The organism is Bradyrhizobium sp. CW1, assembly GCF_023100665.1.
Classification (GTDB): domain Bacteria; phylum Pseudomonadota; class Alphaproteobacteria; order Rhizobiales; family Xanthobacteraceae; genus Bradyrhizobium; species Bradyrhizobium canariense_D.
Map to the genome: position 1 here is coordinate 6763897 of NZ_CP064684.1, position 12647 is coordinate 6776543.

General features: G+C 58.4%; 11 protein-coding genes. 2 read left to right on the forward strand and 9 right to left on the reverse strand.

The genetic code is table 11. From position 1 onward, the window contains the following. Nucleotides 1–8 precede the first annotated feature (8 nt). Both IVB54_RS32570 and IVB54_RS32575 read right to left on the reverse strand, forming a co-directional pair. Nucleotides 9–554 carry a 3-hydroxyacyl-CoA dehydrogenase NAD-binding domain-containing protein gene (locus tag IVB54_RS32570; protein ID WP_247776684.1) on the reverse strand — a complete coding sequence of 182 codons (546 nt, stop codon included), beginning with the start codon at nucleotides 552–554 and terminating at the stop codon, nucleotides 9–11. 29 nt (nucleotides 555–583) lie between these two features. Beyond that, on the reverse strand, nucleotides 584–1117 hold the full coding sequence (locus IVB54_RS32575) for an enoyl-CoA hydratase/isomerase family protein (RefSeq protein WP_247776685.1): 534 nt from the start codon (nucleotides 1115–1117) through the stop codon (nucleotides 584–586). A gap of 839 nt (nucleotides 1118–1956) precedes the next feature. On the opposite strand from IVB54_RS32575, the gene IVB54_RS32580 reads away from it, so the two are divergent. Together IVB54_RS32580 and IVB54_RS32585 are read left to right on the forward strand one after the other, a co-directional pair. Beyond that, nucleotides 1957–3138 carry an acyl-CoA dehydrogenase family protein gene (locus IVB54_RS32580; RefSeq protein ID WP_247776686.1) on the forward strand — a complete coding sequence of 394 codons (1182 nt, stop codon included), beginning with the start codon at nucleotides 1957–1959 and terminating at the stop codon, nucleotides 3136–3138. Between the two features lie 4 nt (nucleotides 3139–3142). Beyond that, nucleotides 3143–4279, forward strand: coding sequence for an acyl-CoA dehydrogenase (locus IVB54_RS32585; RefSeq protein WP_247776687.1), 1137 nt, complete (start codon nucleotides 3143–3145; stop codon nucleotides 4277–4279). A gap of 96 nt (nucleotides 4280–4375) precedes the next feature. Here the strand turns inward: IVB54_RS32585 and IVB54_RS32590 are convergent. The 7 genes from IVB54_RS32590 to IVB54_RS32620 all read right to left on the reverse strand — a co-directional run bounded on the left by IVB54_RS32590 (nucleotide 4376) and on the right by IVB54_RS32620 (nucleotide 12612). After that, nucleotides 4376–5508, reverse strand: a protein-coding gene (locus IVB54_RS32590; RefSeq protein ID WP_247776688.1) for an IS3 family transposase whose coding sequence is annotated in 2 segments (ribosomal slippage) — nucleotides 4376–5250 and nucleotides 5250–5508 — 1134 coding nt in all. Because the reading frame shifts where the segments join, the coding sequence is not laid out codon by codon here. Nucleotides 5509–6305: 797 nt separating this feature from the next. After that, on the reverse strand, nucleotides 6306–7136 hold the full coding sequence (locus IVB54_RS32595; RefSeq protein WP_247776689.1) for an ABC transporter permease: 831 nt from the start codon (nucleotides 7134–7136) through the stop codon (nucleotides 6306–6308). A gap of 5 nt (nucleotides 7137–7141) precedes the next feature. Beyond that, nucleotides 7142–8392, reverse strand: a complete 1251-nt coding sequence (locus IVB54_RS32600) for an ABC transporter permease (RefSeq protein ID WP_247776690.1) — start codon at nucleotides 8390–8392, stop codon at nucleotides 7142–7144. A gap of 65 nt (nucleotides 8393–8457) precedes the next feature. Then, the gene (locus IVB54_RS32605) at nucleotides 8458–8751 is read right to left on the reverse strand and encodes a hypothetical protein (RefSeq protein ID WP_247776691.1); all 294 of its coding nucleotides are present in this window, start codon (nucleotides 8749–8751) and stop codon (nucleotides 8458–8460) included. Then, entirely contained in the window at nucleotides 8748–9527 is a 780-nt protein-coding gene (locus IVB54_RS32610) for an extracellular solute-binding protein (RefSeq protein WP_247776692.1), read from the reverse strand. The genes IVB54_RS32605 and IVB54_RS32610 overlap by 4 nt, the downstream gene beginning before the upstream one ends. A gap of 76 nt (nucleotides 9528–9603) precedes the next feature. Beyond that, a complete protein-coding gene (locus IVB54_RS32615) occupies nucleotides 9604–10692 on the reverse strand; it encodes an ABC transporter ATP-binding protein (protein WP_247776693.1) in 1089 nt (362 codons plus the stop codon). Nucleotides 10693–11547: 855 nt separating this feature from the next. Further along, nucleotides 11548–12612, reverse strand: coding sequence for an ABC transporter substrate-binding protein (locus tag IVB54_RS32620; RefSeq protein WP_247776694.1), 1065 nt, complete (start codon nucleotides 12610–12612; stop codon nucleotides 11548–11550). Nucleotides 12613–12647: the final 35 nt, after the last annotated feature.

A 12647-nucleotide genomic window follows, 5' to 3' on the forward strand; every position in this document is an offset into this window, starting at 1 on the left:
AATCACGATCATCGAATATGCGTCAGAGCCCCTTTTGGATGCCGATAGGGGGTCCCAGTCGAACGCCGATTGACAGCCGTTCGGTCGTAGTTCGACTTGATGACGGCGAAGCCCCTGTCGAGCGCCTCCTGCTTGATCTCAACTATGGTCACGGGGATGCCGACGTTGGCGAAGTTCATGGCGATACCGCCACCCATAGTGCCTGCGCCTAGGATGCCGACTTTAGTGATTGGCCGTGTCTGCGTGCTGTCCGGAACATCCGGGATTTTCCGCGCCTTGCGCTCGGCAAAAAAGTAGTAACGCTGAGCTCGCGATTGGGGGCCGGACTCCAGCTCCGCGAAGAGTTGCTGCTCGATTCGCAGCCCCTCCTCAAACGAGTTTAAATTCACTGCGGCTTCAATACTGCGTATGTTGTATTTGGGCGCCAGCACCCCTCGGAATTTCCGCGCGTTGGCCCTCCTAAATTTGTCAAAGATCTCGGGATGACCTTTGGCCGTCTCGAGCTTGGCAGTTTTATCGCGGATCCTTACCAGCTGCCCGCCCTTGGCCAGCACCTTGAGCGCGAACGCGATGGCGCCCTCCTTCAGTTCACCCTTTCGACGAGCTCATCGACCAATCCCATGCCCAGTGCTTCCATGGCGCTCAGATGGCGGCCAGAGGTTACTATGTCCAGCGCATTCTCGACGCCCACGAGACGCGGCAGCCGCTGCGTGCCTCCTGCGCCTGGAATGAGGCCCAACGCCACCTCCGGCAGCCCCAACTTGGCGGAGGCGACCGCCACACGGTAGTGAGCGCACAGCGCCACCTCTAGTCCACCGCCCAAAGCGGCGCCGTGGATCGCAGCAACGACCGGCTTCGTCGAATTCTCGATCGCGGTCTGTATCTGGAACAGGCTCGCACCCGTTGGGTGATTGCCGAGTTCCTTGATGTCGGCCCCGGCAATAAAGGTGCGCCCTTCGCAGATCAGCACCACAGCGTCAGCCTCGGAGGCGAGAAAACGCTGGAAACTCTCGAGCAGTCCATCTCGCACGCGCGCCGAGAGTGCATTTACGGGCGGACTGTTGATCGTGATAACCGCGATTTTGTTGTGGAGTTCGGTTTGGACAATTTGATCCATGTTCCCCCATAGCTTTGATAGTTGGCTGCCCTATGATCCATTTCGAGTTGTCAATGGCTTCCAGCCCGGCCATCAACATTGGCGCCAACGAACGCGAGAAACATCGAGCCGTCTGTACCACCCGAAAGATTGCGGGGGGCTGACGAGATCTTCTCAATCGGGCCCTACAAGGATAGCCAAGCCGATTGCATAAATTGCGCGAATGTCCGCCGATGGGCGGCGAAATGCTGCAAGGACGCCGCCGCTGTGCCGTAGCTATTCCTCTCAGCTACCTAGCTAAACCGGCGGCGTTTAGCGAGGCGCGAGTTTGAAGATGATCGCTGCACAGGTCGTCGTAGCGGATCATCCGAGACAGGCAGCGGTGCTGCGGCACAACGTTACATTCCTATCGAATCCGATGTGGAGTGATAGGGAAATCGACGTGGGCGTTCACGCGCACCTGTCGATCAGGGACGAGGCCAAGATCCAGCTAGCCCACCGATGATTGCGGACGACCGAGTGCATCAACAGATGCGACACTTGTGGTAAAGGTGTGGATACGGCGCGGAGCCGTTAATGTTGCAAACCGTCCTTTGCGATTAAAGGCGCAAGCCGCGTGGCTTTCGAGGAAATTCCGCTTCAATTGTCGCTTTTTGACGGCTTTTGTCATCATCGATGCGCTAGGTTCGCTGCTACCGTGCGCTGTGCGGCGCGGTCCGGTAGGAGCAAATCTTCGATGCCGATTATAGCAGCCGCCCTAACATAGCGCCTGATCTTTCGATGCTGCAGCTATCGGATATTGCGCGAACGACGTCACAGCTTAGCGGTGACGTGAAATTAGCAAGTGGAGGTGTACCAGGGTGAGCGATCTTGAGTCATTCCGGCAACACGTACGTGCATGGCTTATGGCCAACTGCCCTTCGGAAATGCGCGAGCCTGTTCGGTCCGCCGACGACAACGTCTTGGGCGGCCGTCGGGCCGTCTTCAAGAATATCGCGCAAAAGGTCTGGTTGGAACGCATGTCCGACAAGGGCTGGACTGCGCCAAGCTGGCCGAAAAACTACGGCGGTGCAGGGCTTTCGCATGAGGAGACGAAGATCCTCCGCGAGGAGATGGACCGGCTCGGCTGCCGCAATCCACTGGACTCATTCGGCCTCGAAACGTTGGGCCCAACGCTGATGAGATACGGGACCGAGGAACAGAAGATACAACACCTGCCAAAGATGGCGGCCGGCCAAATCCATTGGTGTCAGGGCTATTCCGAACCAGGCGCCGGCTCTGACCTCGCGTCGCTGGCGACTCGGGCAGAGGACAAGGGCGACTACTTTCTTGTAAATGGTCAGAAGATTTGGACCAGTAACGCCCATAAGGCGGACTGGATCTTTTGCCTCGTGCGAACTGATACGTCGAGCAAACACAACGGCATCTCGTTCCTGCTTTTCGACATGGAAACGCCTGGGGTCTCGGTCAAGCCCATCAAGCTGATCTCCGGATACTCGCCGTTTTGCGAGACGTTTTTCGATAACGTAAAGGTCCCGAAGAAGAACCTCGTAGGTGAAATAAACAAAGGCTGGGAAATCACGAAATACCTGCTCAGTTATGAACGCGAAAATATTTCTGGCACCGGGTTGGAAAGTCCGCGGCTGTCACTCGGCGAGAGGGCCAAATTGGCGCTCGGAAGCGAACCGAATGGACGACTGGACGATCCGATCCTGAGGAGCCGCATTGCGCTGTTCGAGGTCCGCGCTCAGGCGTTCAAAGCAGCCTCCGAGCGTTTTGCCGACGAGTTAAAGCACGGGCGCGGTCATCCGGCGCAGGCATCGATGATCAAGTACTTCGGAACTGAGTTGAACAAGCTGCGCTACGAGTTGATCATGGCCGCAGGCGGCTCGGACGCGCTGGAATGGGACAGCGAGCGCTCTCAGCAGGGCGCTGACGCTCGTGCTTGGCTGCGTACCAAAGCCAATTCAATTGAAGGCGGCACGTCTGAGGTGCAGCTCAACATCATCGCCAAACGTATTCTCCAGCTGCCCGGAGCGTGAAATCGTGCCCCTCTTCCACACTGAAGATCAAACGATGCTTGCTGACACCGTTCGATCGTTTCTTGCAGAACAAGCGTCGGTCAGCCATATGCGCGCGCTGCGAGATGCAGGAGACAGGATTGGGTTTTCGCCCGATCTCTGGAAGCGCTTCGCTGAGCTCGGCCTAAACGGCGTCCTGTTGGATGAGACCGACGGTGGCTCCGGGCTCGGGCACGTCGAGGCTGGTATCGTGCTGGAGGAGATTGGCCGTAATCTTACACCCTCCCCGTTCCTCTTGACGGCGATTGGCGCGGTGACAGCGCTGAAGAACGGCTCAGCAGAGCAGCGGCAAACCTGGCTGCCTCGGATCTGTGCCGGCAACGCGGTGGGCTCGCTAGCTCTGGACGAGTCGGTGCGTCATCAGCCGGGCCGGATCGGATTGAAGGCCGAGCGCGTCGGCAGTGTGTTTCGGCTCACAGGCGAGAAACGGTTTGTAGCATACGGCCACGTAGCTGACTTCTTGGTAGTGGCGGCGAGAACTGCTGGCTCGTACGACGAGGAGATGGGCATCACGCTATTCCTTGTGGAGAGTAACGCGGCGGATCTCACGGCGGAGACCGAACGTCTCATCGATGCGAGCTTCGCAGCACGTCTGAGGTTCGACGGCGTGGAGGTCGTCGCAGACGCAGTTATCGGCGACGTGGATGACGGTTTTAGTTGCCTGGCGAAAACGCTGAGCGCGTTGCGTGCCGGGGCCTCGGCTGAAATGATAGGCGTGGGCTCCCGCGCACTGGACATGACTATCGACTACCTCAAACAGAGAAAGCAGTTCGGCCGTCTGATTGGCTCCTTTCAAGCGCTGCAGCACCGCGCCGCTCACCTTTACACGGAGATGGAGGTCGCCCGCGCCGCCGTCCTCAAGGCCCAGCAGCTGCTTGACCGTCACGACGGGCAAGCCGAACAGGCTGTCATGGCGGCTAAAGCCGTGACAGGCATGGCTAGCGCGCTAGCTGTTCAGGAGGGCATTCAGATGCACGGCGGCATCGGCATGACCGACGAGTATGAGATCGGCTTCTATATGAAACGACAGCGAGTGCTAGCCGAACTGTTCGGCGACGCGGACTATCACGCGCACCGCATGGCGCACCTTGCAGGTTACTGAACCTTGCAGGTGATTGAGGAGCCGAAGAATCAGTTTGAGCTGGTCCCGATTGTCTGAACAGAATCTCCGCGTTGATAAGTGGAGCCTCTGCCGGGGTTAGGCTGCCAAGCGGATTGGCAGTGGGGTGAAGTAGGCTTGATCAGGTGTGCTGCCGTCAAGGCTCGAGTGGGGACGGCGGCGATTGTAGAAGTCGAGATATCTGCCGATCGAGTCGCGCGCCTCGCTGACGGTCTCGTAGGCCCGCAGATACACCTCCTCGTACTTGACGCTGCGCCACAACCGCTCGACGAACACGTTGTCCCGCCAAGCCCCTTTGCCGTCCATGCTGATGGCGATGCCGTTGCCGGCGAGCACGGCGGTGAAGTCCGCACCGGTGAACTGTGAACTCTGGTCGGTGTTGAAGACGTCAGGCCGGCCGTGCAGCGCCAAGGCATCCTCTAGGGTCTCGACGCAGAAGGCCGCTTCCATCGTGATCGATAACCGCCATGACAATACTGGTCGGGTAGCCCAATCGAGCACGACAGCGAGATACACGAAGCCGCGCGCCATCGGGATGTAAGTGATGTCCATCGCCCAGACCTGGTTCGGACGCGTGATCTCCATGCCGCGCAGCAGATACGGATAAATCTTGTGGCCGGGCTCCGGCTTCGTGGTTCGGGGGCGGCGATAGAGCGCTTCTATCCCCATCCGCCGCATCAGCGTTTTGACATGCCGCCGGCCGATCTTGCACCCCTCGGCAGCCAGCAGGCCTCTCAACATCCGCGAACCGGCGAAAGGAAACTCCAGATGCAGCCGATCGAGACGCCGCATGACCGCGAGATCGGCGTCCGACACCGGGCGCGGCAGGTAATAGACGCTGCCACGGCTGATCTGCAAGACTTCCGCTTGCTTCGTGATCGACAAATCGTGCTCGCGGTCGATCATCGCTTTGCGCTCAGCAATCCCGCCGTGGTGAGCGCACCTTCCAAAACATCGTTCTCCAGCGTCAGCTCGCCGAACTTGGCGTGCAGCGACTTTACGTCCACAGCCGGCACGGCGGCCGTCACACTTCCAGATCCGAAAACCTCGGAAGCTCCTCCCTCGAGCTGCGCCTTCCACGCCATAATCTGATTGGGATGGACGTCAAATTGCTCAGCCAGTTGAGCTATCGTTCGGTCGCCCTTCACGGCAGCGAGTGCCACCTTGGCCTTGAAAGCCGGCGTGTGGTTCCGGCGCGGTCGTCTGCTCATGGTCTCTCCTGTTCGCGGCGATTATCGCCGCCGTCAGGCAGACACTCCACGTATCCTCCTGTTCAAATTTGCGGGGCCAGCTCTGTTATAACCCGAACGGGCAACGTGCAGCAATATGTCCCCTTCAGATTGACCTTGGGATCCCAGACCTCCCCCGACATCTTGGCAAATGCCTGTTTGCGCAAGATGCCTGCCTTGCAGATGAGGATGTTGACGTGCCGAAAGCGTCGATCGCAGGTCCGAGGATGTTCCGACCTCCGGCGGCAGTTGATACGTCGTCGTTAATGGCTACCGCGCGCCGGCCGGCCGCTTAGCATGTCCGTACATTGCGCCGCGGGCTGCCGTTATCCTCGCGATCCGCTTGTCCGCAACTGAGTGCGACGTCACTGACTTGCCCGAGGAGCGCAATAGTCGCGCAATCGCTCATCGACCGGAAGTGCGTGACCGCTGGTAGTCAACTAACCGCCCGGTTAGATCACCGACTAGCGCCTTGGCAGCCAGGCCCTGGTGAGCTTGAACGATGGCGTGATTAGAGGAGCCGAGATCTTCATGCGGCAAGCCCACCACAGCGCGCGAAATTGCGAGTGGCTGCTCGTCGACCGGCGCTTCAATCTCAAAGAGACCGAGCCTAGGCGGTTGGTCCGCTGCTCCAAGTGGCTCGATTTAAGGCTGACATCGCAACAACTAACTGCGGGCGCGTCCGCGGTCGCCTGAGGGCGGCGGGATAACTGTTGGTCCAACGAGATCATTTCTTCGGCCATTTTACGTACAAATTGCAACACGCGATCGGCAGGCGTTCAGGTACGGCGTATACCGCGCAGCCGTTCGGAGCGCCGCCGCAGTAACTCAATTGTGGTCAGCATAGTGAGGGAGAACAGGATCAGCACCGTCGCTGCCGCAGTGATAGTGGGACTAATCGACTCTCGGATCCCCGAAAACATAACCCTTGGCAAGGTGCGTTGGTCAGCGCTCGATACAAAAAGCGCGACCACCACCTCATCGAAAGAGGTGATGAAGGCGAAGAGCGAGCCAGTGATCACTCCTGGAAGTATGAGTGGCAAAGTGATCTTGAAGAAGACAGTGACTGGCGGGGCGCCGAGTCCGGCGGCAGCGCGGGTTAGCGAGTGGTCAAAGCCCGTCAGGGTCGCGCAGACGGTGATAACGACGAAGGGCGTAGCCAGCGTGGTGTGCGCCAAGATCAGCGCAGCAAAGGTGTTAAGCAGCCCGACATCGGCATAGAAAAAATACATGCCAACACCGGTGATCACGACCGGTACGATGATCGGCGAGATCAGCACGCTCATCACCGGCGTTCGCCAGGGGAAGTGCGGGCGGCTGAGCCCGAGCGCGGCTAGCGTTCCTAAAAACGTAGACAGAAGCGTGACGGAAACGGCAACGAAGAGTGAGTTGTAGAGTGCCCCTTGCCATCGTTGAGTCAGGAAGAATTCCTCATACCACCGCAGCGACAGGCCTGGCATGGGATAGGTGAAGAAGGGCACGGAGTTAAAAGACAGTGGGATGATCACGAGGATCGGCGCGACTAGAAACAGCAGCACCGCCCCGCATAGCAGCCGGTGGAGATAATACCATCCTTTCTCCATTGGAGAGGTATAGACGGAAGCAGCCATCGTTCTCATCCCATCTTGATCCGCTCGATGCCGACCAGCTTGTTGAAAACATAGTACAGTAGCAGCGTGGCAATGAGCAGGATGGCGCCGAGCGCCGAGGCCATGCCCCAATTGAGCGCTTCGCTCGTATAATAAGCCACGAAAGAGCTAACCATTTGATCAGCCGGCCCGCCGACCAATGCGGGGGTAATGTAGTAACCGAGGCATAAAATGAAGGTCAGCAGACAGCCGGCGCCGACTCCTGGCAGGGTGAGCGGGAAGTAGACTTTCCAGAAAGCGTAGAAAGGACCAGCGCCGAGCGAGCGAGCCGCACGGACATAGTTTGGAGAGATCGTCTTCATGACGCTGTATATCGGCAGAAGGGTAAGGGGCAGCTGGATATGGGTCATGGCCACGATGGTCCCGACTCGATTGAAGATGAGCTCAGCTGGCTGCGATATGACATGCATGGCCATCAAGGTGTCATTGATGATGCCGTGCTGCTGCAGGAGCACGACCCAAGCGGTCGTGCGTACTAACAGGGAGGTCCAAAACGGCAGCACGACCATGATCATCAGAAGATTGCTGGTCTTGCGCGGCAATGTCGCCAGCAGATAGGCTAGTGGGAAGCCGAGCAGCAGAGTCGCGGCTGTTACACCGATGCTAATGCCGAGCGTGCGCAAGAAGACGTCGCGGAAGATCGCGCTCTCCGGCGGTGCGGCGACAATCTGACCGTTGGGACCATACTGGTAGTCCACGGTTCGCAGCAGGTAAATGGCGGTAAAGGCTGACCTTCCGCGCTTCAATAGGGTCCAGACCTCGTGCCGTCCCCATAGCGGATTGATCTCGATCAGCGCCGCCTTGTAGGGACCGGCGGAAAGCGTGCTTACTTTGCGGGCGCTCGATATTACCTCGCTGCGAGCGCCGGGTAGCTCATGGTTAATTCGTTCGCCGATCCGGGCCGCGGACTTCTGCGCCCATGACGTTTTCAAGTCGTTGACCAGTGCTGCGTAAACCGTCTCCTCGGGCAGGTCCCTTCCGTCCCACCCGCTCAGCGCTGCCATCGTTCGTGGCATCAGGGACAGCAGCGTATCGTCGTGGACCGCATTGAACATCATACGGCCGATAGGCAAAACAAAACTGATCAGAATGAACAGCAGGAGAGGCAGGACAAGTGCCAAAGCCCTCAGCTTGCGTGCGCGCTCGATCCGCTGGAGCTTGATACGCAGCGGCATGCCGTTGAGGCTGCCAGCGATTTGGACGGCCATCGTCGCCATCAATTCCTCTCTCTGTTCGTGCATTTGAGGTGACGAGGAGGACGGTAGCCCTCTCCGCCATTGGTTCACTGCTGCTTCCCAAGCCAGGCGGTAAAGCGCTGGCGCAACTCGCTGTGCTTGTCGGTCCAGAACATGACCTCAGATAACTCAGCAGCCTTGGCCGCAAGCTCTGGCGCAGTCGGAATCCCGGCCAGGATCGCCGGATCAAGTAGCGGGTCTGAGCCCTTGTTGCCCGAACCGGTGCGATACAAAAGCGCAAGCTCCGGCTGAGGCTGAGGCGAAGCGGCGACACCAATGAACTTATAAGCCCCGTCTCGGTGCGCAGAGCCCCTGCGGATTGGCCACAAATTGAAGCTCATGATTTGAGCATCCCACATGATCTCGAAATGCTTACCGCAGTTTTAGCAACATCGTAGATCTGGCTGTGCCAGCTCGCCGTCATGACGAACTGGCCGTCGGCGACCAGCTGCGGCGGCTCGGCTTCCGCCGTCCACCAGATTACGTCCTCATTGGTTCTATTGAGCTTCCCCAACGCGCGCTCCAGGCCTTCGGGCGTCTTGATGACATTGTAGACGTCCTTTTTGGCCGCGCGCTCGGCGATCAGCGCCCATTCGAGATTGGGCCAGGGATCCTTATAAAGTCCGCGCTTTCCGGGGAAGCTCTCCAGGTCGAACAGGTCGGCGATGGTCTTGGGACCGTTTGGCAGCTTGTCCTTGTGGTACGGGACGATTGCGGCCGAGACGTGAGTCGGCACGCCGCAATCATACTTGCCGTCTGCCAGGAACTTGGCCTGGTCAAGACCCAGCTTCTTCCAGTCGAGCGGTTCGAGGATGCCCGAATCGCAGTTTATGGCCGCAGATTGATCGATGTCGACCACGTCCCAGCTGGCGGTCTTCGCTTGGACCATGGGGTGGATCTCGTCGAACTCAAAGTTGTATTCGTCTTCGGTGATCTTGATCCCGGTGGTTTTCGAGAAGCGCTGGCATAGGGCCTTGCTGGGGCTTGCCCGGAAAGACCCGCCTGGAGCAACAATCCTCAGCTGATCACCGGCGAAAGCAGGTTTGAGGGGGATCAGCGCTCTCACCGCCAAACCAGTTATGGCGAGAGCGCTCGCGGTCACCAATAACTTTCTCATCGTCCGTTCTCGCTCTATGCCCCGGGATGGAGGCCGAAGACAGCTATCTGGGTCAAAGTTAAGGTTTGGCTCGTTGTCACGGCGCGTCGAGCGCCCGACAATCCTCCGTTTTCCAACCGAGTGTGATCTCTGCGCCGGGTTCAACTTGCGCCACCGAGTCCGAGTTCGGCAGCTTGACCACAAAGTCATCATGGCCGCACACCGAAACGCGGGTGCGCACATGATCTCCCAAATAAATGAGCTCTGTGACGCGCGCGCTGAAAACATTGGGAAGTGAGCCCGGCGCCGGATTAAGCTTCACCCGCTCCGGCCGTAGTGAAAGCAGGGTCCGTCGGCCAACTGCCTCGATATTGACCGCGAGTGCCTGCACATTATGACCGCCGGGAAGCTCCACCTTGCAGGTCGTGCCGTTGATCGCCACGACGTTCCCCAGCAGCCGGTTATTTTCGCCGATAAACTGAGCGACGAACGCGTTCTCCGGCTGCTCGTAGAGGTCAGCCGGAGCAGCGAGCTGTTGGATGACGCCATCATTGAACACCGCAATCCGGTTAGACATGGTCAACGCCTCCCCCTGATCGTGCGTCACATAGACCACCGTTACACCCAGATTTTCGTGGATATGCTTGATCTCGAGCTGCATTCGCTCGCGCAACTGCTTGTCGAGCGCGCCAAGTGGCTCGTCCATGAGCACGAGCTTGGGATCGAACACGAGCGCGCGTGCGAGTGCGACACGCTGCTGCTGGCCACCGGAAAGCTGTCCGGGCCGACGTCCTGCGTAGGCGCTGAGCCGGACCATGTCGAGTACCCGCTTGATCCTGATCTCCGTCTCTGGCTTGCCGATCTTGCGAACCTTGAGTGGGAAGGCGAGGTTCTCTTGCACGGTCATATGTGGGAAAAGCGCGTAGTTCTGAAATACCATTCCGATGTCGCGCTTGTGCGGCGGTGTCTTGCCGATCGAGCGCCCGGCCAACAGGATCGAGCCATGGGTGGGCGCTTCGAAGCCGGCCAGCATCATGAGCGTGGTCGTCTTCCCAGAGCCAGACGGTCCAAGCATGGTCAGAAACTCACCCTGAGCGATGCCCAAGTTGAGGTTCTTTACGACCAGTGTTTCGCCATCATAGGTCTTCTGAACGTCGCAAAATTCCACAAAGCTCGAGTCCGGCATCGCTCCTCTTTCCTCCCCTGCGCGTCCTGGCGTCCACTACTGCGCCGCTGTTGACGACCAGGCCACAATTGGCTTTCGAGAAATAGCAACAGCTGCGGACAATTGAGATCGTAAGGACACGCTCGCATCAGGCGAACGCATCAGATCCACTGTTCCCCGATCTGCGTTGACTCGCGGCCTGACGGACGATATCGGACCAGTGAGCCGCTTTTCGTCAATCTCGGCAGCCACAGCGTTGGAATTGTGCATCTCATCGCTACTTACAAAGATTTTCACTAGATGCAGCCGCAAGAACGATAAGTGAGAACGAACGGATGCCACAGATCTGAACGGCCAAAGTGATGATGTGCGAGCGGTGGCTCCTCGATCGCAAATGCCATCAAGATCTTCGACGTCGATTCACGGCGCCCTCGGTGCCGCGGAAAGGGTGCTCGTCTTGCGGGCACTCGATACAATCTCGTGATAGCGCCAGTTAATTCATAGTTCGTGCGTATGCGATCGCACGATCGATGTTCTGCGACCCAGGTCGACGTGAATGTTCAGCGAGAGCAGCATGCGCGGCTCATAGGGTAAGGTGTCGTCCTTCGCCATCTCCTCAGAGCTGCTATGGCGGCCGCAACAGGACAGCAGCGTATCGTCCCGGGCTATTGAACAGCATACGGCCGATCAGCAAAACAAAACTTAGCAGGGATTAGCAGCAGGAGACGCAAGAAAAGGGCGCAAGCCCTCAGCCTGCGCTCGTGCTTTGATGCACGGCAGCTTCATATCCAGCAGCATACCGCCCAGGTTGCCGGCGAATTTTGCAGGCTATCATCGGAATCCAATCCTCCCCGGGTCCTCGCGAAAGTCATGGTCTTACTTGGCAAGCCAAGCCGTGAAGCGCTGACGCAGTTGATCGCCATTCTCAATCCAGAAGAGGACGTCAAAATCGATCGCCTGCACCGCATGCTCCGGCGCAGTTGGAAGGTCGGCCAGGATCGTCGGATCGATGAGCTTCGCTGCCTCCGTGTTGCCGGTACCGTAGGCGATAAAGCGCGTCATTTCGGCCTGAGAGTGAGGCGAAGCGGCGAAACCAATAAATTTATAAGCCTCGTCCCGGTGCGGAGTGCCCTTGGGGATTGCCCACAGGTTAAATGTCGCAATTTGCGCGTCCCACATGATCTCGAAATGCTTACCGGAGTTTTTCACAGCATCATAGATCCGGCCGTTCCACGCCGAGGTCATGACGACCTGACCGTCCGCTAGTAACTGCGGTGGCTGCGCGCCGCTTGTCCACCAGATTACGTCTTTCTTGATCGTATCGAGTTTTTTGAGCGCGCGCTCCACGCCTTCGGACGTCCGGAGCACATTGTAGACGTCCTTTTTGGACACGCCATCGGCGATCAGCGCCCATTCGAGGTTAGTGTAAGGGTCCTTATACAGCCCGCGCTTTCCGGGGAACTTCTCGAGATCGAACAGGTCGGCGACGGCCTTTGGGCCATTTGGCAGCTTGTCTTTGTCGTAGGCGACAACTGTTGCAGAAACGTGAGTCGGCACGCCGCATTCATACCTGCTGTCCCCCAGGAACTTGGCTTGGTCCAGACCCAGCTTCTTCCAGTCGAGCGGTTCGAGGATACCCGAGTCGCATAGCTTTATGGCCGCCGATTGATTGATGTCGACCACATCCCAACTCACCGTTTTCGTTTCGACCATCGCTCGTATTTTGTCGACCTCAAAATTGTATTCGTCTTCGGTGATCTTTATCCCAGTCGCCTTCGAGAAGGGCTGGAACAGGGCCTTACGCTGGCTTGCCTGAAGGGCTCCGCCACCAGCGGTGATCGTGAGCTGATCGCCCGCGAAGGCAAATTTGAGGGGGAGCAGCGAGCTCAGCGCTAAAACAGTTACGGCGAGAGCGCTCGCGGTCACCAATGACTTTCTCATCGTCGATTCTCCTCTATGCCCCAGGATGGAGGCGG